The organism is Mycobacterium sp. TKK-01-0059 (genome assembly GCF_000709305.1).
GTDB classification, from domain to species: Bacteria; Actinomycetota; Actinomycetes; order Mycobacteriales; family Mycobacteriaceae; genus Mycobacterium; species Mycobacterium intracellulare.
Map to the genome: position 1 here is coordinate 2,906,067 of NZ_KL446993.1, position 22,837 is coordinate 2,928,903.

20 protein-coding genes are annotated in these 22,837 nt (G+C 67.7%); 9 read left to right on the forward strand and 11 right to left on the reverse strand.

Features of this window, described 5'->3' with window-relative positions; translation table 11 throughout:
- The first annotated feature begins 68 nt into the window (after positions 1–68).
- Positions 69–2,078, forward strand: a complete 2,010-nt coding sequence (locus K883_RS14110; RefSeq protein WP_020821774.1) for a hypothetical protein — start codon at positions 69–71, stop codon at positions 2,076–2,078.
- 59 nt (positions 2,079–2,137) lie between these two features.
- Here K883_RS14110 and K883_RS14115 read toward each other — a convergent pair whose 3' ends face one another.
- Complete coding sequence (locus tag K883_RS14115) at positions 2,138–2,500, reverse strand: PAS domain S-box protein (protein WP_008254177.1); 363 nt, start codon at positions 2,498–2,500, stop codon at positions 2,138–2,140.
- A gap of 152 nt (positions 2,501–2,652) precedes the next feature.
- Complete coding sequence (locus K883_RS14120) at positions 2,653–3,243, reverse strand: TetR/AcrR family transcriptional regulator (RefSeq protein ID WP_020821775.1); 591 nt, start codon at positions 3,241–3,243, stop codon at positions 2,653–2,655.
- A gap of 90 nt (positions 3,244–3,333) precedes the next feature.
- Here K883_RS14120 and K883_RS14125 point away from each other — a divergent pair, with 90 nt between their 5' ends.
- Both K883_RS14125 and K883_RS14130 read left to right on the forward strand, forming a co-directional pair.
- The gene (locus tag K883_RS14125; RefSeq protein ID WP_020821776.1) at positions 3,334–3,807 is read left to right on the forward strand and encodes a DUF1772 domain-containing protein; all 474 of its coding nucleotides are present in this window, start codon (positions 3,334–3,336) and stop codon (positions 3,805–3,807) included.
- Positions 3,808–3,829: 22 nt separating this feature from the next.
- Positions 3,830–4,189 carry a nitroreductase/quinone reductase family protein gene (locus tag K883_RS14130; RefSeq protein WP_020821777.1) on the forward strand — a complete coding sequence of 120 codons (360 nt, stop codon included), beginning with the start codon at positions 3,830–3,832 and terminating at the stop codon, positions 4,187–4,189.
- Here the strand turns inward: K883_RS14130 and metG are convergent.
- Positions 4,186–5,730, reverse strand: a complete 1,545-nt coding sequence (metG, locus tag K883_RS14135) for a methionine--tRNA ligase (protein WP_020821778.1) — start codon at positions 5,728–5,730, stop codon at positions 4,186–4,188. The genes K883_RS14130 and metG overlap by 4 nt on opposite strands.
- A gap of 18 nt (positions 5,731–5,748) precedes the next feature.
- On the opposite strand from metG, the gene K883_RS14140 reads away from it, so the two are divergent.
- The 5 genes from K883_RS14140 (at position 5,749) to K883_RS14160 (ending at position 11,779) form a co-directional block, all read left to right on the forward strand.
- Complete coding sequence (locus tag K883_RS14140; RefSeq protein WP_081656315.1) at positions 5,749–6,591, forward strand: TatD family hydrolase; 843 nt, start codon at positions 5,749–5,751, stop codon at positions 6,589–6,591.
- A 168-nt stretch (positions 6,592–6,759) separates the two neighbouring features.
- On the forward strand, positions 6,760–7,887 hold the full coding sequence (locus K883_RS14145) for a resuscitation-promoting factor (protein ID WP_197095507.1): 1,128 nt from the start codon (positions 6,760–6,762) through the stop codon (positions 7,885–7,887).
- Positions 7,851–8,792, forward strand: a complete 942-nt coding sequence (rsmA, locus tag K883_RS14150; protein WP_020821781.1) for a 16S rRNA (adenine(1518)-N(6)/adenine(1519)-N(6))-dimethyltransferase RsmA — start codon at positions 7,851–7,853, stop codon at positions 8,790–8,792. The genes K883_RS14145 and rsmA overlap by 37 nt, the downstream gene beginning before the upstream one ends.
- A 58-nt stretch (positions 8,793–8,850) precedes the next feature.
- The gene (locus K883_RS14155; RefSeq protein ID WP_036454752.1) at positions 8,851–9,807 is read left to right on the forward strand and encodes a 4-(cytidine 5'-diphospho)-2-C-methyl-D-erythritol kinase; all 957 of its coding nucleotides are present in this window, start codon (positions 8,851–8,853) and stop codon (positions 9,805–9,807) included.
- Positions 9,808–10,144: 337 nt separating this feature from the next.
- Positions 10,145–11,779 (forward strand): fatty acyl-AMP ligase, encoded by a 1,635-nt coding sequence (locus tag K883_RS14160; RefSeq protein WP_008254197.1) that lies wholly within the window; start codon positions 10,145–10,147, stop codon positions 11,777–11,779.
- A gap of 10 nt (positions 11,780–11,789) precedes the next feature.
- On the opposite strand, the gene pth is transcribed toward K883_RS14160, so the two are convergent.
- The 4 genes from pth to K883_RS14180 form a co-directional block, all read right to left on the reverse strand.
- Positions 11,790–12,365: an aminoacyl-tRNA hydrolase gene (gene pth, locus K883_RS14165; protein WP_020821784.1), complete on the reverse strand. Its 576-nt coding sequence runs from the start codon at positions 12,363–12,365 to the stop codon at positions 11,790–11,792.
- 12 nt (positions 12,366–12,377) lie between these two features.
- Positions 12,378–13,043: a 50S ribosomal protein L25/general stress protein Ctc gene (locus tag K883_RS14170; protein ID WP_008254200.1), complete on the reverse strand. Its 666-nt coding sequence runs from the start codon at positions 13,041–13,043 to the stop codon at positions 12,378–12,380.
- Between the two features lie 594 nt (positions 13,044–13,637).
- Positions 13,638–14,507, reverse strand: coding sequence for an oxidoreductase (locus K883_RS14175; protein WP_020821785.1), 870 nt, complete (start codon positions 14,505–14,507; stop codon positions 13,638–13,640).
- Positions 14,504–15,745, reverse strand: coding sequence for a cytochrome P450 (locus K883_RS14180; RefSeq protein ID WP_020821786.1), 1,242 nt, complete (start codon positions 15,743–15,745; stop codon positions 14,504–14,506). The genes K883_RS14175 and K883_RS14180 overlap by 4 nt, the downstream gene beginning before the upstream one ends.
- 140 nt (positions 15,746–15,885) lie before the next feature.
- On the opposite strand from K883_RS14180, the gene K883_RS14185 reads away from it, so the two are divergent.
- Positions 15,886–19,194 carry a LuxR family transcriptional regulator gene (locus K883_RS14185; RefSeq protein WP_020821787.1) on the forward strand — a complete coding sequence of 1,103 codons (3,309 nt, stop codon included), beginning with the start codon at positions 15,886–15,888 and terminating at the stop codon, positions 19,192–19,194.
- A gap of 2 nt (positions 19,195–19,196) precedes the next feature.
- Here K883_RS14185 and K883_RS14190 read toward each other — a convergent pair whose 3' ends face one another.
- The 4 genes from K883_RS14190 to glmU form a co-directional block, all read right to left on the reverse strand.
- Positions 19,197–19,853: an LpqN/LpqT family lipoprotein gene (locus tag K883_RS14190; RefSeq protein WP_020821788.1), complete on the reverse strand. Its 657-nt coding sequence runs from the start codon at positions 19,851–19,853 to the stop codon at positions 19,197–19,199.
- A complete protein-coding gene (arsC, locus tag K883_RS14195; protein WP_020821789.1) occupies positions 19,850–20,194 on the reverse strand; it encodes an arsenate reductase (glutaredoxin) in 345 nt (114 codons plus the stop codon). Before arsC ends, K883_RS14190 begins: the two co-directional genes overlap by 4 nt.
- Positions 20,195–21,175 (reverse strand): ribose-phosphate diphosphokinase, encoded by a 981-nt coding sequence (locus K883_RS14200; RefSeq protein ID WP_008254209.1) that lies wholly within the window; start codon positions 21,173–21,175, stop codon positions 20,195–20,197. It abuts the gene before it with no gap.
- A 91-nt stretch (positions 21,176–21,266) separates the two neighbouring features.
- Positions 21,267–22,748 carry a bifunctional UDP-N-acetylglucosamine diphosphorylase/glucosamine-1-phosphate N-acetyltransferase GlmU gene (gene glmU, locus K883_RS14205; RefSeq protein ID WP_020821790.1) on the reverse strand — a complete coding sequence of 494 codons (1,482 nt, stop codon included), beginning with the start codon at positions 22,746–22,748 and terminating at the stop codon, positions 21,267–21,269.
- Positions 22,749–22,837: the final 89 nt, after the last annotated feature.

Sequence of the window (22,837 nt, forward strand, 5' to 3'; positions counted from 1 at the left end):
GTTGCGGGACATGTTTTCGCGTTCGCCGCAACGGCGTTTCCGTTATTGGGGTTGAAGCGCTTTCAACAATGCATACTGTTCCGGTGATGTTCCGGAAAGCTCTCGGCCGTGCAATTGCGCTCGCCGGTGTCGTCGGTTTCCTGGTGATAAATGCTCCGGCGGCGTCGTGGGGTACACCCGCCGATCCGGTCACCGCCACGGACTCGACGACGACGCTGACGCTGGCGGACCTTGGGTCTTCCTCCACCCTGGAGTTCTGGGGCCTGACCAACAACGTGCCGCTGACTCTGCCGGTGCTGCACGGGCTGACCCCGACAGCTCTGAACGCGACCGTCGAACTGCCGATCAACCTGCGGTCGGGGTTGATCACCGTGACGCAAGGCGATCGCACCATCGCTCGGGTGAACCTACCGACCACCGATCAAGCCCCGATCGTCATTCCGCTCACCGGGGCGGAGGTCATCGACAACTTTCTGAGCGTGACGGTGCGTACGTACCTGGTGCCGCTGGACGGATTTTGCTTGTACCCGGAGAGCCCGCTTCGGCTCGCCAACGGAACGGTCACCTACACCGGGGCCGAGCTGCCGCCCACCACCGTGGCTCATTTCTTGCCGCCGGTGCTGCGAAAGCTGACCATCTATCTGCCGCAATCGCCGTCAACTGCCGAGTCCGACACGGCAATCCGACTGGCCACCTCCACGGCATCGCATTACGGCAAACAGGCTCCCGAGATCGTCGTGATCCCGCTACAGGAAGGACAGGCGGCTCCGCCGACGCCGCCGGCACCGCTGGAACGCCAGGTCGTCGTCAAAGAGGGCCCGGATAACGGCCTTTCGCTGCAGGGCGCGACCGGTGTGCCGTGGCTTCTCGTCTCCGGGCCGCTGGGCCAAACGGACGAATCGAACACGGCCGTGCTGTTCAGCGACCTGTCGGAGCTGGCGTTTTCCTCCAGGGCCGCGGTGGAATCGCTGAAGCCCAAGGTGCAACTACCCGCGGACACCGCCACGCTCCGCGAACTGGGGCGCCCCTTCATCAACGCGACTTCCCTGCAGCCGCGGGTGTCGATCGGAGTGGACCAGACCCGATTTGGCAGGTCGATCCGCGGGGTGCGCGTGCATCTGCTGGGTTCCTATACGCCGACGCCGAACAACATCGCCGGCCGGATTGCCGTCACGATCGGTCCCGAGACCATCGATCACTGGCCCACCGATGGGCAGGGCAGCATCGACCGCTGGATCGACGTGCCGGATCGGCTGCTGCAGCGCTACACCAACATCGAATTGGTGCTCGACGTCGCGAGCAACGTCGGGCATTGCGGCGACTTTTACACCGCCGGGCCGGGCAACCAGTTATTGACGTTGAACATCAACGGCGACAGCACCATTCAGAGCAGTGGCGCCGCGCCGCCGACCCCGGACGGCCTTCAGTCGGTGCCGCAGACACTGATGCCCCGCGTGCAGGTGGGCATCGCGGAGCACTCGTTGATCGACACGGTGCGCGCGCTCGACATCCTGGTGGGTCTGCAGCGAATGAGCGCGTTACCGATCGACACCACCGTCACCGGCGTCAAGCAAGCGGTGGATTCCTCGAATCCCGCCTTGCTGATTTCCGCCGACGGCTGGAATCAGTCCGACGTGACGCTCCCCGTGGCCGCCGGGCCCAGCGGGCCGATCACCGTCAACGCGGTCGGGTCCGGCGACAAGCCCACCAAGCTCACGCTGGACCCAATGCTGCGATTCGCCTCTCTCCAAACGGTTTTCAACCGCGGGCGCACACTGCTGATCGCGACGTCCAACGGGGCGCCCGGACAGCTTGACGAGCTGATCCGGTGGCTCAAGGGCGATGACAACAAGCACTGGCAGCGACTCAAAGGCGTTGCAGTGGTGTCGGTACCCGGACAAGACCCGGTGACCGTCGATCATCCGCCATTGCCCGCCGGCGCGGCCGCCGCGGGATCCGGAAGCCATTCGGATCTCGACTGGCTATGGTGGTTCGGCGCGGGTTGGGTCGCCGTGGCCATCGTCGGGGCAGGGGTGATCCTGTGGCGCGTCAGGCGCGAATCATGGCGGCGCCGATAGCGTTTGACTCTGCCGCGCCGATAGCGATTGACTCCGCTTCGCGCCGCTGAGGGCACCCGCTAGCGCGCTTCCTCCCAGAGCTGCTCGGTGAGGTCCTGGAACGCGGCGAGGGCGAACTGGTCATCCACCCGTCGCACCGCGGACTTGCTCATCATGGCGCGCACGACCGAGCCGTCCTTGTGTGCCAGCTCGACGACCATGTTCGCGAGAGCATGGACGGTCGCCAGCAGCGATTCCGACGCCGGGGCCTGATGGAAGATCTGTTCGAACCGCAGCGACAGCGTTTCCTCCGGCTCGTAACCCATCATGTCGGCAAACGCGGTGTTGGCGAACAAGATACTGCCGTCATCGCCGATGGCCAGCACCGGAACCGGGATCCGCTCCAGCACCACCAGTGCGGGCAGCTCCTTCAAGGTCGTCATCGGCGATTGGCTCTGTTGCCGGTTCTGGCGTCGTTCCACAGCCCGATTATGGGCTATAGCAGAGGATATGTTGGGGGCTTTCCCCGAAAGGGATTCGGCGGCGTGGTTGAAGTCGCTTGATCCGCAACCGAATTGTTCGGCTCTTTGAACGCTCACGTCGCCGGGGCGGCGGCGTCGCAGAACCCGCTGATCAGGATCTCGAGTCGGGCGCCGTGGTGGTTCGGACGTAACCGGCCGCTGCGGTCGAGGGTGACCAGCCCGTGCAGGGCCGCCCACAGCACCTCCGTCAGCGTGTCGGCGTCCCGCGTGCCCGCGACCATGTCCACCGCGGTGCGCAGCTCGGCGAAGGCCGCCGTCAGCTCGGCGGGCGTTTCCGCGGCGGCGAACGGCAGCGTCGTCGCGCGGGTGAACATCGCATCGAAGAGCGCGGGGTTGTCACGCGCGAACGCGACGAAGGCCTGGGCGACCCGCGCCAGGGCGTCCCGGCCGTCGGTGGCGCCGCGGCGCGCGGTGCGCAGCGCGTCCGCGAGTTCGCCGAAACCCTCGACCGCGACCGATGCGGTGATGTCCTCCATGCCCGAGAAGTGTTTGTAGAGCACCGGCTGGCTGTATTCGATCTCGGCGGACAGCCGCCGGGTGGTGACGGCGTCCCAACCCTCTTCCTCGGCCAGCTTGCGCGCGGTAGCGGTGATCAGCCGGCGCCGGGCGGCGCGTTCGCGTGCCCGGCGGTCTTCGATGGCCATCCACTAATGCTAGCGCCGATATGGAAGCTAGCGCCGCTATTGACACGATCGGCTCATAGGGTTAGCATCGCTAACACCTGCAGACGAGGAGTGCGCATCATGATCGCCACGCTGTTCGCGGTCATCGCGGTGCTGGGTACCGCGGTGGTCTACGGCACCGACGTGTTCTGCGCGGTGGTGCAGCGGCCCGCGCTGGCCCGCGTCGACGACGGAGCCATGCTCGCGGTGATGGGCAACATCCATCGCTATGGAGACCGCCGGATGCCGGTGCCCGGGGTCCTCGGCATGGTGGCCGCGGCGCTCAGTGCGGTATTCGCCGCGGTGTCCGGCCACTGGACGCAAGCCGGTGCCGCCGGCGCCTCCGTCGGCATGCTGCTGGTGTGGCTGTTGCTCTACCTACGAGTGAGCGCGCCGATCAACCACCAACTCATCGCCGCGGTGGATTGGCCCGAGCTGTCGACGAATGTTCGAGCGCTGCAACGTAACTGGGACAAGGTGATCACTACCAGGGCCACCCTGCAGGGCCTGGCGGTCGCCGGATTGTGCCTGGCGCTAGTGATCTGAACTCCGAAGGGATATCGAGACAATGACGGTGGGCAAGAACATCGGACGGCTGTTGATGCGCGCGGCACCAGTGTTGAACAAACCGGTCGCGGCCATGGCGGCCTCGCCGCGCTTCGGCGCCGGCCTCAGGCGCAGCATCACGCTCGTCACCTACACGGGTCGACGTTCCGGGCGCACGTTTTCGATTCCGGTGGCCTACCGCCGCCGCGGCGACGATATCGAGATCGCCGCCAACATGCCCGAAGCCAAGACGTGGTGGCGCAACTTCGTCGGCGACGGCGCCCCGATGTCGCTGACGCTCGACGGCGCCGAACGGACCGGACATGCGATCGCACACCGTGACGCCAAGGGGCGCGTCACCGTCCGCGTTCGCCTCGCCTAGTCGTTCTGGTAGCGGGGGAACACGCCCGTCGGGGGCGGCAGCACCGTGCCGGGAGTCAGCCGCGCGCCGAGGGCGGCAAACGTTCGCTGGTCTTGCGCCTGCCCCAGCAGATCCAGCAGCGTGCCGGCCGATTCGGGCATGACGGGCTGAACCAGCAGCGCCGCGATGCGAACCGCCTCGCAGGTGACGTACAAGACCGTGCGGAACCGCTGCTGATCGGCCTCCGACTCGCTCTTGCGCAAGACCCACGGCTGCTGCGCCGAAAAGTATCTGTTGGCCTCGCCGAGCATCAGCCAGATCGCTTCCAGCGCCAGGTGCATCGCCTGCGATTCGAAGCTGGCCCGCAGCCGCTCCAACAGGCCGTCGGCCGTCGCCAGCAGTTCGGTGTCGGCGGCGGTGAACTCACCGGGTTCGGGCAGCACGCCGCCCAGGTTCTTGGCGATCATCGACAGCGACCGCTGGGCCAGGTTGCCCAGTTCGTTGGCCAGGTCGGTGTTGATCCGGGTGATGATGGCCTCTTCGCTGAAGCTGCCGTCCTGGCCGAACGGAACCTCCCGCAACAGGAAATAGCGCACCTGGTCCACGCCGAACTCCTCGATCAGGGCGACCGGGTCGACGACGTTGCCCACCGACTTGCTCATCTTCTCGCCGCGGTTGAGCAGGAAGCCGTGCGCGAAAACCCTTCGCGGCAACTCGATTCCGGCCGACATCAGAAACGCCGGCCAGTACACGGTGTGAAACCGGATGATGTCCTTGCCGATCATGTGCAGGTCGGCCGGCCAGTAGCGGCGGAACATCTCCGAGTCGGTGTCCGGGTAGCCCACCCCGGTCAGGTAGTTGGTCAGCGCGTCGACCCAGACGTACATCACGTGGTCGGGATGCTCGGGCACCTGCACGCCCCAGTCGAACGAGGTGCGCGAGATGGACAGGTCACGCAAGCCGCCCGCCACGAAACTGACGACCTCGTTGCGGCGCACCTCGGGCGCGACGAAGTCCGGGTTCGCCTCGTAGTGCGCCAACAGCTTGTCGGCATACGCCGAGAGCCGGAAGAAGTAGGTCTGTTCCTCGGTCCAGGTCACCGGGGCGCCGGTTTCCACCGCCACCCGGGTCCCCTCGTCGAGGAGTCTCGTTTCCGATTCGACGAAAAACCGCTCGTCGCGCACCGAGTACCAGCCCGAGTAGGTGTCCAGGTAGATGTCGCCGGCGGCGGCCATCCGCCGCCAGATCTCTTTGGACGCCTCGTGGTGGTCGGGGTCGGTGGTCCGAATGAAGCGGTCGAAGGAGATGTTCAACCGCTCCTGCAGGCGCTGGAACACATCCGAGTTGCGGCGGGCCAGCTCCGCCGTGCCGATGCCCTCGGCGGCCGCCGTCTCCACCATCTTGAGGCCGTGCTCGTCGGTGCCGGTCAGAAACCGCACGTCGAACCCGTCGAGCCGCTTGAACCGGGCGATCGCGTCGGTCGCGACGTATTCGTACGCGTGCCCGATGTGCGGATCGCCGTTCGGATAGGTGATTGCGGTGGTGACGTAATACGGCCTCATCGCAGTTCACCCTATTGTGTGCGCGTGAGTTCCAAACGCCAGCCGCCCCCGGCTCCCGAGCCCTTGAGCCCGCTCGTGGATGCGCACACCCACCTCGACGCGTGCGGCGCCACCGACGCCGAAGGGGTACGGGCCATCGTCGACCGCGCGGCGGCGGTCGGGGTCGGTGCGGTCGTCACCATCGCCGACGACCTGGAGTCGGCGCGCTGGGTCACCCGCGCCGCCGAATGGGACCGGCGCGTTTATGCCGCAACGGCGTTGCACCCGACCCGCGCCGACGCGCTCACCGAGGCCGCCCGCGCCGAGATCGAGCACCTGGTGGCCCACCCCCGGGTGGTGGCGGTCGGCGAGACCGGCATGGACATGTATTGGCCCGGGCGGCTGGACGGCTGTGCCGAGCCCGCCGTGCAGCGGGAGGCCTTCGCCTGGCACATCGATCTGGCGAAGCGGTGCGGCAAACCGCTGATGATCCACAATCGGGAGGCCGACGCCGAGGTGCTCGACGTGCTCGCCGCCGAGGGCGCCCCGGACGTCGTGATCTTCCACTGCTTTTCCTCGGACGCCGCCATGGCGCGGCGCTGCGTGGACGCCGGATGGCTGCTGAGTCTGTCCGGCACCGCCAGCTTCCGCAACGCGCGCGCCCTGCGCGAAGCCGTCCCGTTGATACCGCCGAAGCAGCTGCTGGTGGAAACCGATGCCCCCTTTTTGACACCGCATCCTTACCGAGGGGCGGCCAATGAGCCGTATTGCCTTCCTTATACTGTTCGGGCGATCGCCGAACTGGTGGATCGTCGCCCCGAAGAGCTGGCTCACGTCACGACGAGTAACGCTCGACGGGTGTACGGATTGGCCGCCGATTGAGGCGACTGACCTGGCGATTCTGTTGACACCGCCGTGTCGCAGCCGCGCCAGAGTTGCCCAACATTGGCCAGTTCGTTACCGTCTTGTGATCGAACGGTATGGGCCTGCGGGCCCTTAATTTATGACCTGCTGCTAAATGAGTGGTTGCTGAGGGTTGGGTAGCGCGCGTTGAGTGTATTGACAAAACTTCATCAGAATCCTTCGCCGATGTTGCGTCTCGTGGTCGGAGGGCTGCTGGTAGTCCTGGCATTCGCGGGCGGATATGCGATCTCGGTGTGCAAGACGGTGACGTTGACCGTCGACGGTGTCGCCATGCAGGTGAAGACCATGAAGTCGCGGGTCATCGACGTCGTCGAGGAGAACGGCTTCGTCATCGACGACCGTGACGATTTGTACCCCGCCGCCGATGTCGCGATCCACGACGCCGGCAAGATCGTGCTCCGGCGCAGCCGCCCGTTGCAGATCTCGCTGGACGGCCATGACACCAAGCAGGTGTGGACCACGGCGTCCACCGTCGACGAGGCGCTGGCCCAGCTGGCGATGACCGACACGGCCCCCGCCGCGGCCAACCGCGGTAGCCGCGTCCCGCTGGCCGGGATGGCGCTGCCCGTCGTCAGTGCGAAGACGGTCCGCATCAACGACGGCGGCGCCGTGCGCACGGTACATCTGGCGGCCCCGAACGTCGCCGGTCTGCTCAGCGCCGCCGGCGCGCCGCTGCTCGAGAGCGACCAGGTGGTGCCCGCCGCGACGACGCCGATCGTCGACGGAATGGAAGTCCAGGTGACCCGCAACCGGATCCAGCAGGTCACCGAGCGGATCCCGTTGCCGCCCAACGCGCGCCGGATCGAAGATCCGGAAATGAACATGAGCCGCCAGGTGGTCGAGGACCCGGGCAGCCCCGGCACGCAGGACGTCACCTTCTCGGTGGCCACCGTCAACGGGGTCGAGACCGGCCGCCTGCCGATCGCCAACACGGTGATCACGCCCGCCCGCGAATCGGTGGTGCGAGTCGGCACCAAGCCCGGCACCGAGGTGCCGCCGATCAGCGACGGCTCCATCTGGGATGCGATCGCCGGTTGTGAGGCCGGCGGAAACTGGGCGATCAACACCGGCAACGGGTATTACGGCGGTGTGCAGTTCGACCAGGGCACGTGGGAGCGCAACGGCGGGTTGCGGTTCGCCGCCCGCGCCGACCTCGCCACCCGCGAGGAGCAGATCACCGTCGCCGAGGTGACCCGAGAGCGCCAGGGTTGGGGTGCGTGGCCAGTGTGCAGCGGAAGAGCTGGTGCGCGCTGACCATCCGGCTACTCGGGCGCACGGAGATCAGGCGGCTGGCCAAAGAACTTGAGTTTCGGCCACGGAAATCGCTCGGCCAGAATTTCGTCCACGACGCCAACACGGTGCGCCGAGTGGTATCGACCTCCGGGATCGGTCGGTCCGACCACGTCCTGGAAGTGGGCCCCGGCCTCGGTTCGTTGACGCTCGCACTGCTGGACCGGGGCGCCCCCGTCACCGCCGTCGAAATCGATCCGGTGCTGGCCGAACGATTGCCGGACACCGTCGCCGAACACTCGCACAGCGAAATCCAGCGCCTGAGCGTGCTCAACCGCGATGTCTTGACCCTTCGCCGTGACGAACTGGACGTCCAGCCGACCGCCGTGGTCGCGAACCTGCCCTACAACGTCGCGGTCCCGGCGCTGTTGCACCTGCTCGCCGAGTTCCCGTCCATTCGGGTCGTAACGGTCATGGTGCAGGCCGAGGTCGCCGAACGCCTTGCCGCCGAACCCGGCGGCAAGGAGTACGGCGTGCCCAGCGTGAAGGTTCGCTTCTTCGGCACGGTTCGCCGTTGCGGCACGGTCTCGCCGACCGTGTTCTGGCCGATTCCCCGCGTCTACTCCGGACTGGTTCGCATCGACCGGTACGCGACCTCGCCGTGGCCCACCGCCGACGCGTTCCGGCGTCAGGTGTTCGAGCTGGTGGACATCGCCTTCGCTCAGCGCCGCAAGACCTGTCGCAACGCGTTCCTGGACTGGGCCGGCTCGGGCAACGAGTCGGCGGATCGGTTGCTGGCCGCCAGCATCGATCCCGCGCGCCGCGGCGAGACGCTCTCCATCGACGACTTCGTGCGGTTGTTGCAGCGCTCCGCCGATCGCTCCCACAGCGCCGCCGCGACGAGCCCCCACACCACCTCGGCCGGCTGAACGCCGAAAGTCCGGGCGCCGCTACGTGGTCGGCCGGTCGCAGCGATAGTCTGCTGCGGTGTCCGCGTCTGACGGCAATACCGCTGCGGCTTGGGTACCCACCGGGTCGGTCACCGTTCGGGTGCCCGGAAAAGTCAACCTCTACCTGGCGGTCGGTGACCGCCGCGAGGACGGCTATCACGAGCTGACGACGATATTCCAGGCCGTCTCGCTGCTCGACGAGGTGACCGTGCGCAATGCCGATGTGCTCTCACTCCAGATCGTCGGCGAGGGCGCCGACAAACTACCCACCGATGAATGCAACCTCGCCTGGCAGGCGGCGGAACTGATGGCCGAACACGTCGGCCGGGCACCGGACGTGTCGATCATGATCGACAAGTCGATACCGGTGGCCGGCGGCATGGCCGGCGGCAGCGCCGACGCGGCGGCGGTGCTGGTCGCCATGAACTCCCTGTGGGAACTCAACGTGCCCCGCCGCGACCTGCGCATGCTCGCCGCGCGGCTGGGCAGCGACGTGCCGTTCGCGCTGCACGGCGGCACCGCGTTGGGCACCGGGAGGGGTGAGGAGCTGGCGACGGTGTTGTCGCGCAACACCTTCCACTGGGTTTTGGCGTTCGCCGACAGCGAGCTGCTCACGCCGGCGGTCTTCACCGAACTGGACCGGCTCCGGGAGGCGGGGGATCCGCCGCGGCTGCCCGCGCCCGGGCCGGTGCTGGCCGCCCTGGCCGCCGGCGATGCCGAGCAGCTCGCCCCGCTGCTGGGCAACGAGATGCAGGCGGCCGCGGTGAGCCTGAATCCTGGTCTGCGGCGCACGTTGCGGGCCGGCGTGGACGCCGGCGCGCTGGCGGGCATCGTCTCCGGCTCGGGCCCGACGTGTGCCTTCTTGTGCCCCTCGGCCGCCGCGGCGGTCGATGTCGGCACCGAGGTGTCCGGAGCGGGGGTGTGCCGCACGGTGCGGGTCGCCAGCGGGCCGGTGGTCGGGGCGCGGGTGGTCCCCGCGCCCACCGAGGTGTGAATATTTTCCCATTTTGCGCATTGGTTTTGCGCTTCCCTAAGAGGAGCTTAAGATAATGCGCGGTGACGGGAAGCGTTGAGCAAGATCACTTAATTCCATCGTCCGCCGGGCGCGCCGGCGGGCGATTAATGCATACGGCCCGACAAGGTTTGTCGGGCCTGTTTCACGCTTGCCGGGCGACCGCCCGTCGCCCTGGTGCGGCGGGCGGGGCCGCATCACCGATCCGAGACCTAACCGCCGCCCAACCGTGTTTGCGTGCTTGCGGCGAAGTGTTACCCAGCGGGCGGAATATGAGATTTCGGGCGTTGGGACGAGGGCTGGAACCGAGGAGGTTTTTGTGAGCAGGTTTACCGAGAAGATGTACCGCAATGCCCGGTCCGTGACGACGGGCATGGTTACCGGTGAACCTCACGAACCGGTCCGCCACACCTGGGGCGAGGTCCACGAGCGCGCGCGTCGTATCGCGGGCGGCCTGGCCGCCGCGGGCATCGGGCCCGGCGACGCGGTCGGCGTGCTCGCCGGCTTCCCGGTGGAGATCGCGCCGACGGCTCAGGGCCTGTGGATGCGCGGCGCCAGCCTGACCATGCTGCACCAGCCCACACCGCGCACCGACCTGGCCGTGTGGGCTGAGGACACCATGAACGTCATCGGCATGATCGAGGCGAAGGCCGTCGTCGTGTCGGAGCCGTTCCTGGTGGCCATCCCGGTGCTCGAGGAGAAGGGCATCAAGGTCGTCACGGTGGCCGACCTGCTCACCGCGGAGCCGATCGACCCCGTCGAGGTCGGCGAGGACGCGCTGGCGCTGATGCAGCTGACGTCCGGCTCGACCGGTTCCCCCAAGGCGGTGCAGATCACCCACCGCAACATCTACTCCAACGCCGAGGCGATGTTCATCGGCGCCCAGTACGACGTCGACAAGGACGTCATGGTGAGCTGGCTGCCCTGCTTCCACGACATGGGCATGGTCGGCTTCCTCACCATCCCGATGTACTTCGGCGCCGAGCTGGTCAAGGTCACCCCGATGGACTTCCTGCGCGACACGCTGCTGTGGGCCAAGCTCATCGACAAGTACAAGGGCACCATGACCGCGGCGCCCAACTTCGCCTACGCGCTGCTGGCCAAGCGGCTGCGCCGGCAGGCCAAGCCCGGCGATTTCGACCTGTCGACGCTGCGCTTCGCGCTGTCCGGCGCCGAGCCCGTCGAACCCGCCGACGTCGAGGACCTGCTCGATGCCGGCAAGCCGTTCGGCCTGAATGCGTCGGCGATCCTGCCGGCCTACGGCATGGCCGAAACCACGCTGGCCGTGTCGTTCTCGGAGTGCAACGCCGGTCTGGTCGTCGACGAGGTCGACGCCGACCTGCTGGCCGCCCTGCGTCGTGCCGTGCCCGCCACCAAGGGCAACACCCGCAGGCTGGCCACGCTCGGCCCGCTGCTGCAGGATCTCGAGGCGCGCATCATCGACGAGAACGGCGATGTGATGCCGCCCCGCGGGGTCGGCGTGATCGAGCTGCGCGGCGAGTCGCTGACGCCCGGCTACCTGACCATGGGCGGCTTCATCTCGGCCCAGGACGAGAACGGCTGGTATGACACCGGCGACCTCGGCTACCTGACCGAGGAGGGCCACGTGGTGGTGTGCGGCCGCGTCAAGGATGTCATCATCATGGCCGGCCGCAACATCTATCCGACCGACATCGAGCGCGCCGCCTGCCGCGTCGAGGGGGTGCGGCCCGGCTGCGCCGTCGCGGTGCGCCTGGACGCCGGCCACTCCCGCGAGACGTTCGCCGTGGCCGTGGAGTCCAACGCTTTTCAGGACCAGGCCGAGGTGCGTCGCATCGAGCACCAGGTCGCCCGCGAGGTGGTGGCGGAGGTCGACGTGCGGCCGCGCAACGTGGTGGTGCTCGGTCCCGGGACCATTCCGAAGACGCCGTCGGGCAAGTTGCGCCGATCCAACTCGGTCACCCTGGTCACCTAGGGTTTTGCCCTTACCAGGCGTGGACGCGGTTCTGCGCGGGCTCTAACCCCAGTTCGATCAGCAATTCGGTTGCGTCCGCGGCCTGTTCGCAGATCGTGGGGACTTCGGTGCGCTCGGCGGCATTGAAGTTTTCCAGCACGAACGCCGCCGGGTCTTTGCGTCCCGGCGGACGGCCGATGCCGATGCGGACCCGTTGAAAGCCCTTGCTGCCCAGGGCGTTAGCCAACGAACGCAGCCCGTTGTGGCCGCCTTCGCCGCCGCCGATCTTGAGCCGGATGCGGCCAAAGTCCAAGTCGAGATCGTCGTGGATGACGATGATGTCGCCCGGCGTCACCGAGTAGAACTTCGCCAGCGGGCCGACCTGGCGGCCGGATTCGTTCATGTAGCAGCGCGGCTTGGCCACGACCACCGAGTGCCCGACGAGGCGGCCGCTGACGATTTCGGCGCCGGAACGCTTGTGCGCCTTGAACTTCGAACCCATCCGCGCCGCGAGCAGGTCGGCAACCATGAACCCGACATTGTGTCGGGTACGGGCGTAGTTGTCTCCGGGATTGCCCAGGCCGACGACCAGCAACGGCTCGGCCATGTTGCGATCCGCCTACTCGGACTCGGCTTCGGAGGCCTCTTCTTCGCCGGCCTCTTCGGCTTCGCCCTCGGCCGGCGCGGCCTCCTCGGTGACCTCGCCCGCGCCCTCTTCGGCCAGCTCCTCGGCCGTCGGCGCGTTAACCACGTTGACCACAAGCATTTCCGGGTCGGAGATCAGGTTGACACCCTTGGGCAGGGAGATCTGTCCGGCGGTGAACTGGGTGCCGGGCTCGGTGTCCTCGACCGACACCGTCAGCTGCTCCGGGATCGACATGGCGTCGGCCTCGACCTCGATGGTGCTGGTTTCCTGGGTCACCAGCGTGCCGGGCGCGGCGTCGCCCTCGATGACGACGCGGACCTCGACGACGACCTTCTCGCCGCGTCGCACGACCAGCAGGTCGGCGTGCTGAATGGTGCGGCGGATGGGGTGAATGTCGAGCGACTTGGTCAGCGCCAGCTGCTCCTTGCCCTCGATGTCGAGGGTCAGCACCGCGTTCGTGCCGGCGTGCCGCAACACGGCCGCAAAGTCATGGCCGGGCAGTTCGAGGTGCTGAGGGTCGGCGCCGTGGCCGTAGAGGACGGCCGGGATCTTGCCGTCGCGGCGTGCTCGCCGGGACGCACCCTTGCCGGTCTCGGCGCGCACCGTGACCTTGAGCTGGTTGAGGGTTTTGGCAGCCATCGTGTCGCTCCTGTGTGTGCTCTGTGGTTCGGGGCACGGCCAGGGTCGCGACAGATCGTCGGTCTCCGTCGATAACGGTGCTGGCCAGCCAGCCACCCTCGCCGTGACGCCCGGTCAGGTTAGCGCATGTGCACCTCAGAGGGGAAATTCGGCGCCGGGCGTGGTCTCGGCGCCCGGCGCGGAGCGCGTGGTCGGGCCGCGGACGCCACGCTTGTCACTTCTGTCACTCCCGTCGCTCTTCCGGGAGATGTTGCAAGTGCCCACCTCCGAGCGACAAAGGGGCGCCGCGCGGAAAGCGAGGCGCGGTTCGGACGGCGACGCGCGGTGCGGACGGCGAGGCGCGGTTCGGACGGCGCCGCGCGGTGCGGACGGCGAGGCGCCGTGCCGCCAGGGTTGCGCGCCGGCCGACGCCGAGGTTGCGCGCCCGGGTGCGGTAAGGGTTGCGCACCGGGCAAGGCGGGGGTTGCGCGCCGGGCACGGCGGGGGTTGCGCGCCGGGCGCCCGCGGTTGTCGCTCGGAGGTGGGCAAAAGGCCCACCCCCTCGGCCAGGGACACCTGGGGCCAGCGTGGCCCATGTGACTGCAGGGGGGGACTTCAGAGGGGGAACTGCGTCTTCGTGAGCTGCTCGGACAGCGCCCACAGTTCGGCGGCGGTGGCCGCGTCCTTGGCCCGCCGGCTACGCCCCACCGGTTGGGTGCGGCCCAGATAGCCGAATCGCGGGCCGACGAAGGTGTCACCGGGCAAATCCTGTGACGCCGCGTACAGCGTTTGCCGCGCGCCAAAATCGGCGTCGGTGGCGACCACCCGGGTCGCGGCCGACATCAGCGCGTCACCCAACTTGCGGCCGGAGGCGCCCTGCAGGTTGGTGTGCGAGTAGCCGGGATGGACCGCGATCGCGCGCAGCGGGGATCCGGCCGCGGCCAGGCGTCGCTGCAACTCGGTGGTGAACAGCAGGTTGGCGAGCTTGGACTGGCTGTAGGCCAGCCACGGCGAGTACCGGCGCGCCTGCCAGTTCAGGTCGTCGAGCCTGATGCGTCCCGGCCAGTGCGCCATCGACGACACGGTCACCACCCGGTCGCTCAGCTTGGGCAGCAGCAGGTTCGTGAGTGCGAAATGGCCCAGGTGATTGGTGCCGATCTGGCTCTCGAAGCCGTCGACGGTCAAGGAGAACGGGGCCGCCATGATGCCGGCGTTGTTGATCAGCACGTCGGCCGTGCCCACCCCGTCGGCGAACCGGCGCACCGACGACAGGTCCTGCAGGTCGAGCTCACGCACCTCGACCTGGCCGGCCATGGTCCGCGCGGCGGTCTCGCCCTTGCGGAGGTCGCGCACGGCCATGACGATCGTGGCCCCGCGGCGCGCCAGTTCGCGTGCGGTCACGGCGCCCAACCCGCTGTTGGCGCCGGTGATGATGACGGTTCGTTCGGCGAACGACGGAAGGTCTGCGGCGGTCCAGTTCGTCATGGCTGAACAGTACCGACATCAAACGCCAGCGGCAGGGTCGTCGGTCCGGTGATGCCGCTGATGGCTTTCCACGGTGCCGGTCCGGTGCGGCGGGGGTTGGGCATGCGTTGGGTGATCACCCGCAGCGCCTCGGTCAATTCGAGGCGCGCGAGGTGCACGCCGAGGCAAAAGTGCACGCCGCCGCCGAAGGTGAGCATCGCCGGCGGGTCTTCACGCGTGATGTCGACGCGGTCGGGCCGGTCGTACACGCTCGCGTCGCGATTGGCCGCGGCGGTGTTGGCGAGCACCAGGGTGCCGGCGGGAATGCACACCCCGGCCAGCTCGACGTCTTCGACGGCTTCCCGGATGGTGCCGAAAACGATTGGGTAGTAACGCATCAGCTCGTGAACCGCGTTGGCGGCCAGCTCGGGGTGCTGGGCGAGCAGCGCCCACTGGTCGGGCTGGTCGGCCAACACCTGCACCGCCGCGGCGAGCTGGTTGCGGGTGGTGTCGGTACCGGCGCCGAGCAGCGTCGCGCACAGCATGAGCAGTTCGTCGTGGGTGAGCCGGTCTCCATCGTCTTCGGTCCGGATGAGCTCCGAGATCAGGTCATCGGACAGCGACGCGCGCCGCCGCGCGATCAACTCCTCGAGGTAGGCGTCGAGTTGATCCCATGCGGCCAGGATCGCCGGACCGTCTTCGGCGACGTTCCAATCGAAGATCTTCTTGATGTCATCGGTCCAGTCGCTGAACAGGTGCCAATCCTCCGGCGGCGCACCCAGCAACGCGCAGATGACCGGCGTCGGGTAGCGGCGAGCGATGTCGGCGACGACGTCGCAGTGCCTCGCGTTGGTGAGCGGGTCGACCAGGCCGTCGATGATCTCGATGACGAGGGCGCGCAGCCGCTCCGCGCCCCGCGGTGCGAAGGCCTTCGACACCAGGCGGCGCAGCCGGTGATGCGCGGCGCCGTCGAGTCCGAGGATGTTGCTGATGGCCCTGTCCCACAGCGGGCCGGAGGTAACGCCTTGCAGGCCGAGCCCGAGGCCGTGCGCGGTGACGAATCGGCCGTCGCGCAACACCGTCCGGACCAGCTCGTAACTCAACACCTCCGGTCCGTGGGGGCCGACCGCGATCGGGGAGAGCTCGCGGGCGTCGTCGATGACGCGGTGCGCCGCGTCGGGGTCGGTGAGGTGGTCGTAGGCGATGACGGGAAGGCCGGCGTCGAAAACGTTCGGGCATCCGCTGATGAGAGTGGTCATGGCAGTCGACTATCCGGCGCCGCGCGGCCAAGACCATCCGCCCTGGCGCGTAGATCTACGGCCCGAGGGTCGTAGATCCGCGCGCCGCGCGAAGGCGATCTGCGCGTATTGGCCGATGTTTTGCCTAGTCGGCGGAGGCGATGCTGACTAACATGAGCCAACATGCGGAAATACCGTCGCTAACCTGGGACGATTTGGGCGTGGTCGAGTTGCTGCCGACCGGAACGGTGACGTTGCTGCTGGCCGATGTCGAGGGTTCGACGCGGCTGTGGGAAACGCGGCCCGAGGAGATGACGGCCGCGCTGGTCCAGCTGAACAAGACGGTGAACGAGGCGATCGCCTCGCACGACGGAGTGCGCCCGCTCGAACAGGGTGAGGGCGACAGCTTTGTGGCCGCCTTCGCGCGGGCGTCCGACGCGTTGGCCTGTGCGGTGGAGTTGCAGCGGGCTCCGCTGGCCCCGATCCGGCTACGCATCGGAATCCACACCGGCGAGATTCAGCTGCGCGACGACGCCAACTACGCCGGCCCGACGATCAATCGCACCGCGCGGCTACGCGACTTGGCGCATGGTGGTCAGACGGTGTTGTCCGGGGTGACCGAATCGTTGATCGTCGACCGCCTTCCCGAGGACGTCTGGCTGGCCGATCTGGGCAGCCATCCCTTGCGGGACCTCCCGCGTCCCGAGCGGGTCGTGCAGATGTGTCATCCTGATCTGCGCAACGAGTTCCCACCGCTGCGCGTCCGCACAGCTGTTGTGGCGCAGAACCTTCCGGCCCAGCTGACGAGCTTTGTCGGCCGCCAAGGGCAACTGGGCGAATTGCGGGACATCGTCACCGCCAACCGGCTGGTGACGTTGACCGGGGCCGGCGGTGCCGGAAAGACCAGGCTGGCCGTCGAAAGCGCCGCACGAGTGGCCGCAGACTTCTCCGATGGGGTCTGGTACGTCGACCTCGCGCCGATCACCATCCCGGAAGTGGCGCCGGTGACCGTGGCCCGCACGCTCGGACTGCCCGACCAACCGGGCCGCTCCACCATGGATCTGCTCGTTCGGTTCTTCGGCGACAAGAAGATATTGCTGTTGCTCGACAATTGTGAGCACCTGCTTGACGCGTGCGGCGCGATGGTCGTCGAATTGCTGGCGGCCTGCCCACGATTGACGATCCTGGCCACCAGCCGCGAGCCGTTGGGCTTACCCGGTGAACTGAGCTGGCGGGTGCCGTCACTTTCCCTGAGCGATGACGCGATCGAGTTGTTCGCTGACCGCGCACGCCGTGCCCGACCGGATTTCGCTGTCGACGACGGCAATACCGCGGTGGTAGCCGAGATCTGCCGGCGAGTCGACGGGATGCCGTTGGCGATCGAGCTTGCCGCGGCGCGGGTCCGGGCGCTGTCGCTGACTCAAATCGTGGACAGCCTGCACGACCGGTTTCGGTTGCTCACCGGGGGCGCGCGCACGGCGGTGCGTCGTCAGCAGACGTTGCGTGCGTCGGTGGATTGGTCCCACGCGCTGCTCACCGAGCCGGAGCAGGTTTTGTTTCGGCGGCTGGCGGCGTTCGCCGGCGGCTTTGATCTCGACGCCGCCCAAGCCGTCGGCGCCGACAGCAACGTCGAAAGTTATCAAGTTCTGGATCAACTGAGCCTGTTGGTCGACAAATCGCTGGTGGTCGCCGAGGACACCGGCAGCGGGATGCGCTATCGCCTGCTGGAGACGGTGCGCCAGTACGCCCAGGAGAAACTGGGCGAATCCGGCGAGGCCGGCGAGGTTCGCACGCGCCACCGCGATTACTACACGACTGCGGCGATCGAGATGGACTCGCAGGGCCTCAGCGGCCTTGGGAGGCTGTTGGTTTGGGCGCAAGACGAAATCGACAACCTGCGGGCCGCGTTCATGTGGAGCTATGAGAATTCCGATCTCGAGACAGCGCTGCGGCTGGTATCCACATTGCAACAGTTCTGGATCGCTTGCGGCCGTTTCCGCGAAGGACTGGCAGGGTTCGAAACGGTGTTGACCGACAACCGCTGCTCGGAAGTCGAACCGGCGGTGTGGGTTCGCGCGGTCGCCGACCAGAGCACACTTACAGGGTGGGCGGTTGTTCCCGCGAATGTGGGGCGTGCACGGGACGCCCTTGCTGCTGCGCGCGAACTTGACGATCCGGCCCTGCTTGCCCGAATCCTGACCGGGTGCGCGACCGCCACCTTCTACGATCCCGAAACCTCGGCGCGCTACCTCGAAGAGGCCACGGAAGTGGCACGCGCCAGCGACGATCGTTGGATTCTGTGCCAAATACTCAGTTATGCGGCTACCACGGGGTGCGTGGCGGGCGAACCGACGGGCGCACGCGCCGCGGCCGAGGAAGGTCGCGACGTCGCCGACGCATTGGGCTTTGGGTTCTATTCGCGCCACTCCCGAGCGTGGCTCAGCATGGCGCTGATGATGGAGGGGAATCTTGCTCATGCCGCTCGGGTCGAAGCGCATCTGACCGAGGAAGCCGAAGCGGCCGGGGATAAGCCGATGAAGGTCTTCGCCGACGTGGGCCGTGCCGTTGTGCTTGCCTATCACGGACAGGCTGAGCCCGCTCAAGCGGCGGCGGAGTCCGCGCGAGAACTTGCCGAGGCGTTGGGCGGGCAGTGGGCAGACGTGGCGAGTGCGGTCGCCGCACATGCCGCACTGGCTGCCGGTGACGGCGCCCGAGCCTGGGACGTCGCGCAGGTGGCGTGGCGGCAGACCGTTCCGCTGCGCGAAGTGTTCATCAAAAGCATCAATCCAATCGCCGAGGCGGCGCTTGCCTGCGGTGATCTGGTGACCGCACGTAAATGGGCCGACGATTGTGTCGCGGTGGTACCGGGCTGGTTCCAAGTGATCGCGCGCGTAGTCCGCGCCTTTGTCGCGATCGCTCAGGGTGAGCCGGATCAGGCCGAGCGCGACGCCCATGAAGCACTTGCGATCGCCGTCCGCACCATGGGATACCTGCGGGTCGCCGACACGTTGGAATGCCTTGCCCGCCTGTCGGTCGACCACGCCAACCACCCGTATGCGGCACGACTGTTCGGCGCAGCGGCCCAAATCCGGCAGCGAATGGCGCATGCGCGTTATCCGATGTACCAAGCCCATTACGATGTCGCAGTCGCACTGGTGCGAGAAGGATTGGGGCAGAAGGCCTTTGACGCCGCATGGGTGGAAGGGGCCGCACTGTCCACCGAAGAGGCGATCGCCTACGCGCAACGCGGGCGTGGCGAACGCAAACGCCCGAGTAGCGGCTGGGAATCGCTGACGCCCATGGAGAACGATGTTGTACGTCTGGTCCGTGAAGGCCTGGGCAACAAGGAGATCGGCGCGCGGCTTTTCATCTCGCCGCGCACCGTCCAGACGCACCTCACCCACGTCTACTCGAAGCTCGGCCTGACATCCCGGGTCCAGTTGGTGCAGGAAGCGGGCCGTCGCTCCTGAATCTACTTCGCCGCGACGACGAATCCGCGGATGATCGCGTCGATGTCCGTCGACTCCGCGGCGGCCTGGTTGGCCATGCTGGTGATGGTCAGCTGCACCAGGTAGCGCTTGCGGTCCGGCGGCGGGCCGGTGGGGATGACGATTCGGTTCCAGCTATGTAGCCGCATGCCGTCGAGGTCGTAGCTGCCCTGGATCATCGACGACGGGAAGCCGCTGTACGGCGCGCCCGAGGCGTCCAGCTGCTTGAAGTTCTCGAACAGGTGCGCATCGTCGTTGCCGTGCTTGATGACTTCGGCCGGGTCGAAATCCCCGTTCAGCTGGAAGACCACCAGCCGCGCCGTCGGAAATTTACCGCCCTTGGAGATGATCAAGGTTTGCGGTGTGATGTTGGGACTGGTGAACGGCGCCCAGCCCTGCGGCGTCGGGATCGAGATCGTCAGGCCGGGAACGGATCCCGGTGCCACGGGTTGGCCGGTAACCCCGATGCTTTGCAGATACTGCGACAGGGGGACCGGCTTGGCCGTCGGCGCGGTGGTAGAGGTGGTCGGCGTCTTCGACAAGATCGATTGATAGTCAGGAGCTTTCGGGGCGCACCCGGCGGCCGACACGGCCAGTGCAACTATCGCGGCGCCGGCCGCGCAGCTGCCGAACCGATTCACAGAATCTCGCGGACCGCGTCGATCGGGCGGGCCAGCCGAGTGCCCTTCGTCGTGACGACGAAGGGGCGTTCGATCAGGATCGGGTGTTCGACCATGGCGTCGAGCAATTGCTCATCGGTCGCGTTGGCGAGATTGAGCTCCTCATACAGCGATTCACGCTTGCGCACCGCCGTACGCACGTCGATGCCGGCGTCGCGGATCATCTTCACCAGCTCGGCACGCGACGGCGGGTTTTTCAGGTACTCGACGACTTCGGGCTCAAGGCCGCTGTCGCGCAACAGGTCCAGCGTCTTGCGGGAGGTGCTGCAGCGGGGGTTGTGGTAGATGACGGTGTCGGCCATTTAGGCGTCCCCGTCGAACAGCCCTGTGACCGAGCCGTTTTCGAACACAGCACGGATGGTGCTGGCCAGCAGTGGCGCGATAGACAGGACCGTCAGCTGCGGGAAACGCTTCTCCTCACCGATCGGCAAGGTGTTCGTCACGATCACCTCCCGGGCGCCGCAGCCGGCCAGCCGCTCGGCCGCCGGGTCGGAGAGCACGCCGTGCGTCGCGGCGATCACCACGTCGGCCGCGCCGTCGTCGTGCAGCAGCTTGACCGCGCCGGCAATGGTGCCACCCGTGTCGATCATGTCGTCGATCAACACGCAGGTGCGTCCCGCCACCTCACCGACGACGCGGTTGGACACCACCTGGTTGGGCACCCGCGGGTCGCGGGTCTTGTGGATGAACGCCAGCGGGACACCGCCCAGGGCGTCGGCCCATTTCTCGGCGATGCGCACCCGGCCGGAGTCGGGGGAGACGACCACCATGTTGCCGTCGGGGTAGTTGTCCCGGATGTAGCCGGTGAGCAGGTTCTGCCCGCGCATGTGATCGACGGGCCCGTCGAAGAAGCCCTGGATCTGATCGGTGTGCAGGTCGACGGTCACGATCCGGTCGGCGCCGGCGGTCTTGAGCAGGTCTGCGACCAGGCGCGCCGAGATCGGTTCGCGGCCGCGGTGCTTCTTGTCTTGCCGGGCGTAGGGGTAGAACGGCATGACGGCGGTGATCCGCTTGGCGCTGCCCCGCTTGAGCGCGTCGATCATGATGAGCTGTTCCATCAGCCAGTTGTTCACCGGCGCCGGCGCCGACTGCAACACGAAGGCGTCGCACCCGCGGACCGATTCGTGGAACCGGACGAAGATCTCGCCGTTGGCGAACTCGCGCGCGGTCTGCGCGGTGACGTGGACGTCGAGCTCCTTGGCCACCTGCTCGGCCAGCTCGGGGTGCGCCCGACCGGAGAAGAGCATCAAATTTTTGCGGTTATCGGTCCAGTCGTGGCTCACCGTGCTGCCCTTGCCGTTCGGATCCCAATGGAAGTGCCCATCGTACGAAGCGAATCGTACGGAAATGTGGCCGGGTTGCCAGCTACCGACGTCACGATGTCTGTTCGGTTTCTGCGGCGGGCGCCTGGCCGGTGGCCTTTTCGGCGGCCTCGGCCGCTTGCGCGGCGGCGCTGCCGGGGCGCTTGCGGTGCACCCAGCCCTCGATGTTGCGTTGCGGACCTGCGGAGACCGCCAGCGTTCCCGGCGGGACGTCGTTGCGCACCACCGTGCCCGCTCCGGTGTAGGCGCCGTCGCCGACCGTCACCGGAGCCACGAACATGGTGTCCGACCCGGTGCGGACGTGCGAACCGATGGTGGTCCGCCGCTTGGATTCGCCGTCGTAGTTGACGAACACGCTGGACGCGCCGATGTTGCTGTGCTCGCCGATGTCGGCGTCCCCGACATAGGTCAGGTGCGGCACTTTGGAGCCGGTGCCGATGGTGGAGTTCTTGGTCTCGACGAACGCGCCCAGCTTGCCGTCGTCGCCCAGCACGGTGCCGGGCCGCAGGTAGGTGAACGGGCCGACGGTGGCCCCGGCGCCGATCGACGACGAGGTGCCGTGGGTCCGCACCACCGAGGCGCCGTCGCCGACGCTGACGTCCGTCAGGGTGGTGTCCGGCCCGACGACGCAGTGCCCGCCGACCTGGGTGCGGCCCAGCAGCTGAGTCCCGGGGTGGATCACGGTGTCGCGGCCGATCGTGACGTCGACGTCGATCCAGGTGGTGGCCGGGTCGACGATGGTGACGCCGGCCATCTGGTGCGCGGCGACGATGCGCCGGTTGAGCTCGGCGCCCAGCTGCGCGAGCTGGACCCGGTTGTTGACGCCGGCCACCAGCGCGCTGTCGTCGACGTGGCGGGCGTGGATCGCCAGGCCGTCGCCGCGCAGGATGGCGATGACGTCGGTCAGATACAGCTCCTGCTGGGCGTTGTTGGAGCTCAACCGGTTCAGCGCCGAGCGCAACGCCGCGATGTCGAAGGCGTAGACGCCGGCGTTGACCTCGCGGATCTCGCGCTGGGATTCGGTGGCGTCGGCGTGCTCCACGATCGCCGTGACCTCGTTGTCCTGGGTGCGCAGGATGCGGCCGTAGCCGCTGGGGTCGGTCAACGTCGTGGTCAGCACCGTGGCCGCGGCCGGCGCCGCGCTATGGGCGGCGATGAGGTCGGCGAGGGTGTCGGCGTCCAGCAGCGGAGTGTCGCCCGAGGTGACGACGACCACCCCGGCGTAGTCCTCGGGCAGAGCGGACAGGCCGCACAGGACGGCGTCGCCGGTGCCCCGCGGCCGGTCCTGCAGGGCCACGTCGATCGGGCGCCCGAGGGCGTCGGCCCAGTCGGCGACGAGCGGGGCGATGCGCTCGTGATCGTGGCCCAGCACCACGGCCAGGTGCTGCGGTGCCACCTTGGTGATCGCGTGCAGAAGGTGGGACAGCATGCTGCGCCCGCCGATGGTGTGCAGCACCTTCGGGGTGTCCGACCGCATCCGGGTGCCGGGCCCGGCCGCGAGCACCACGACCGCGGTATCACCAGGAGACGACATCAACCCTCCTTCTCGGGTTCGTCCCGCGCGGGCTGCGCGCGGAAGCGCCGACACGCCGTCAAGCGTGTCACCTCATCTGCGGTGAAGGC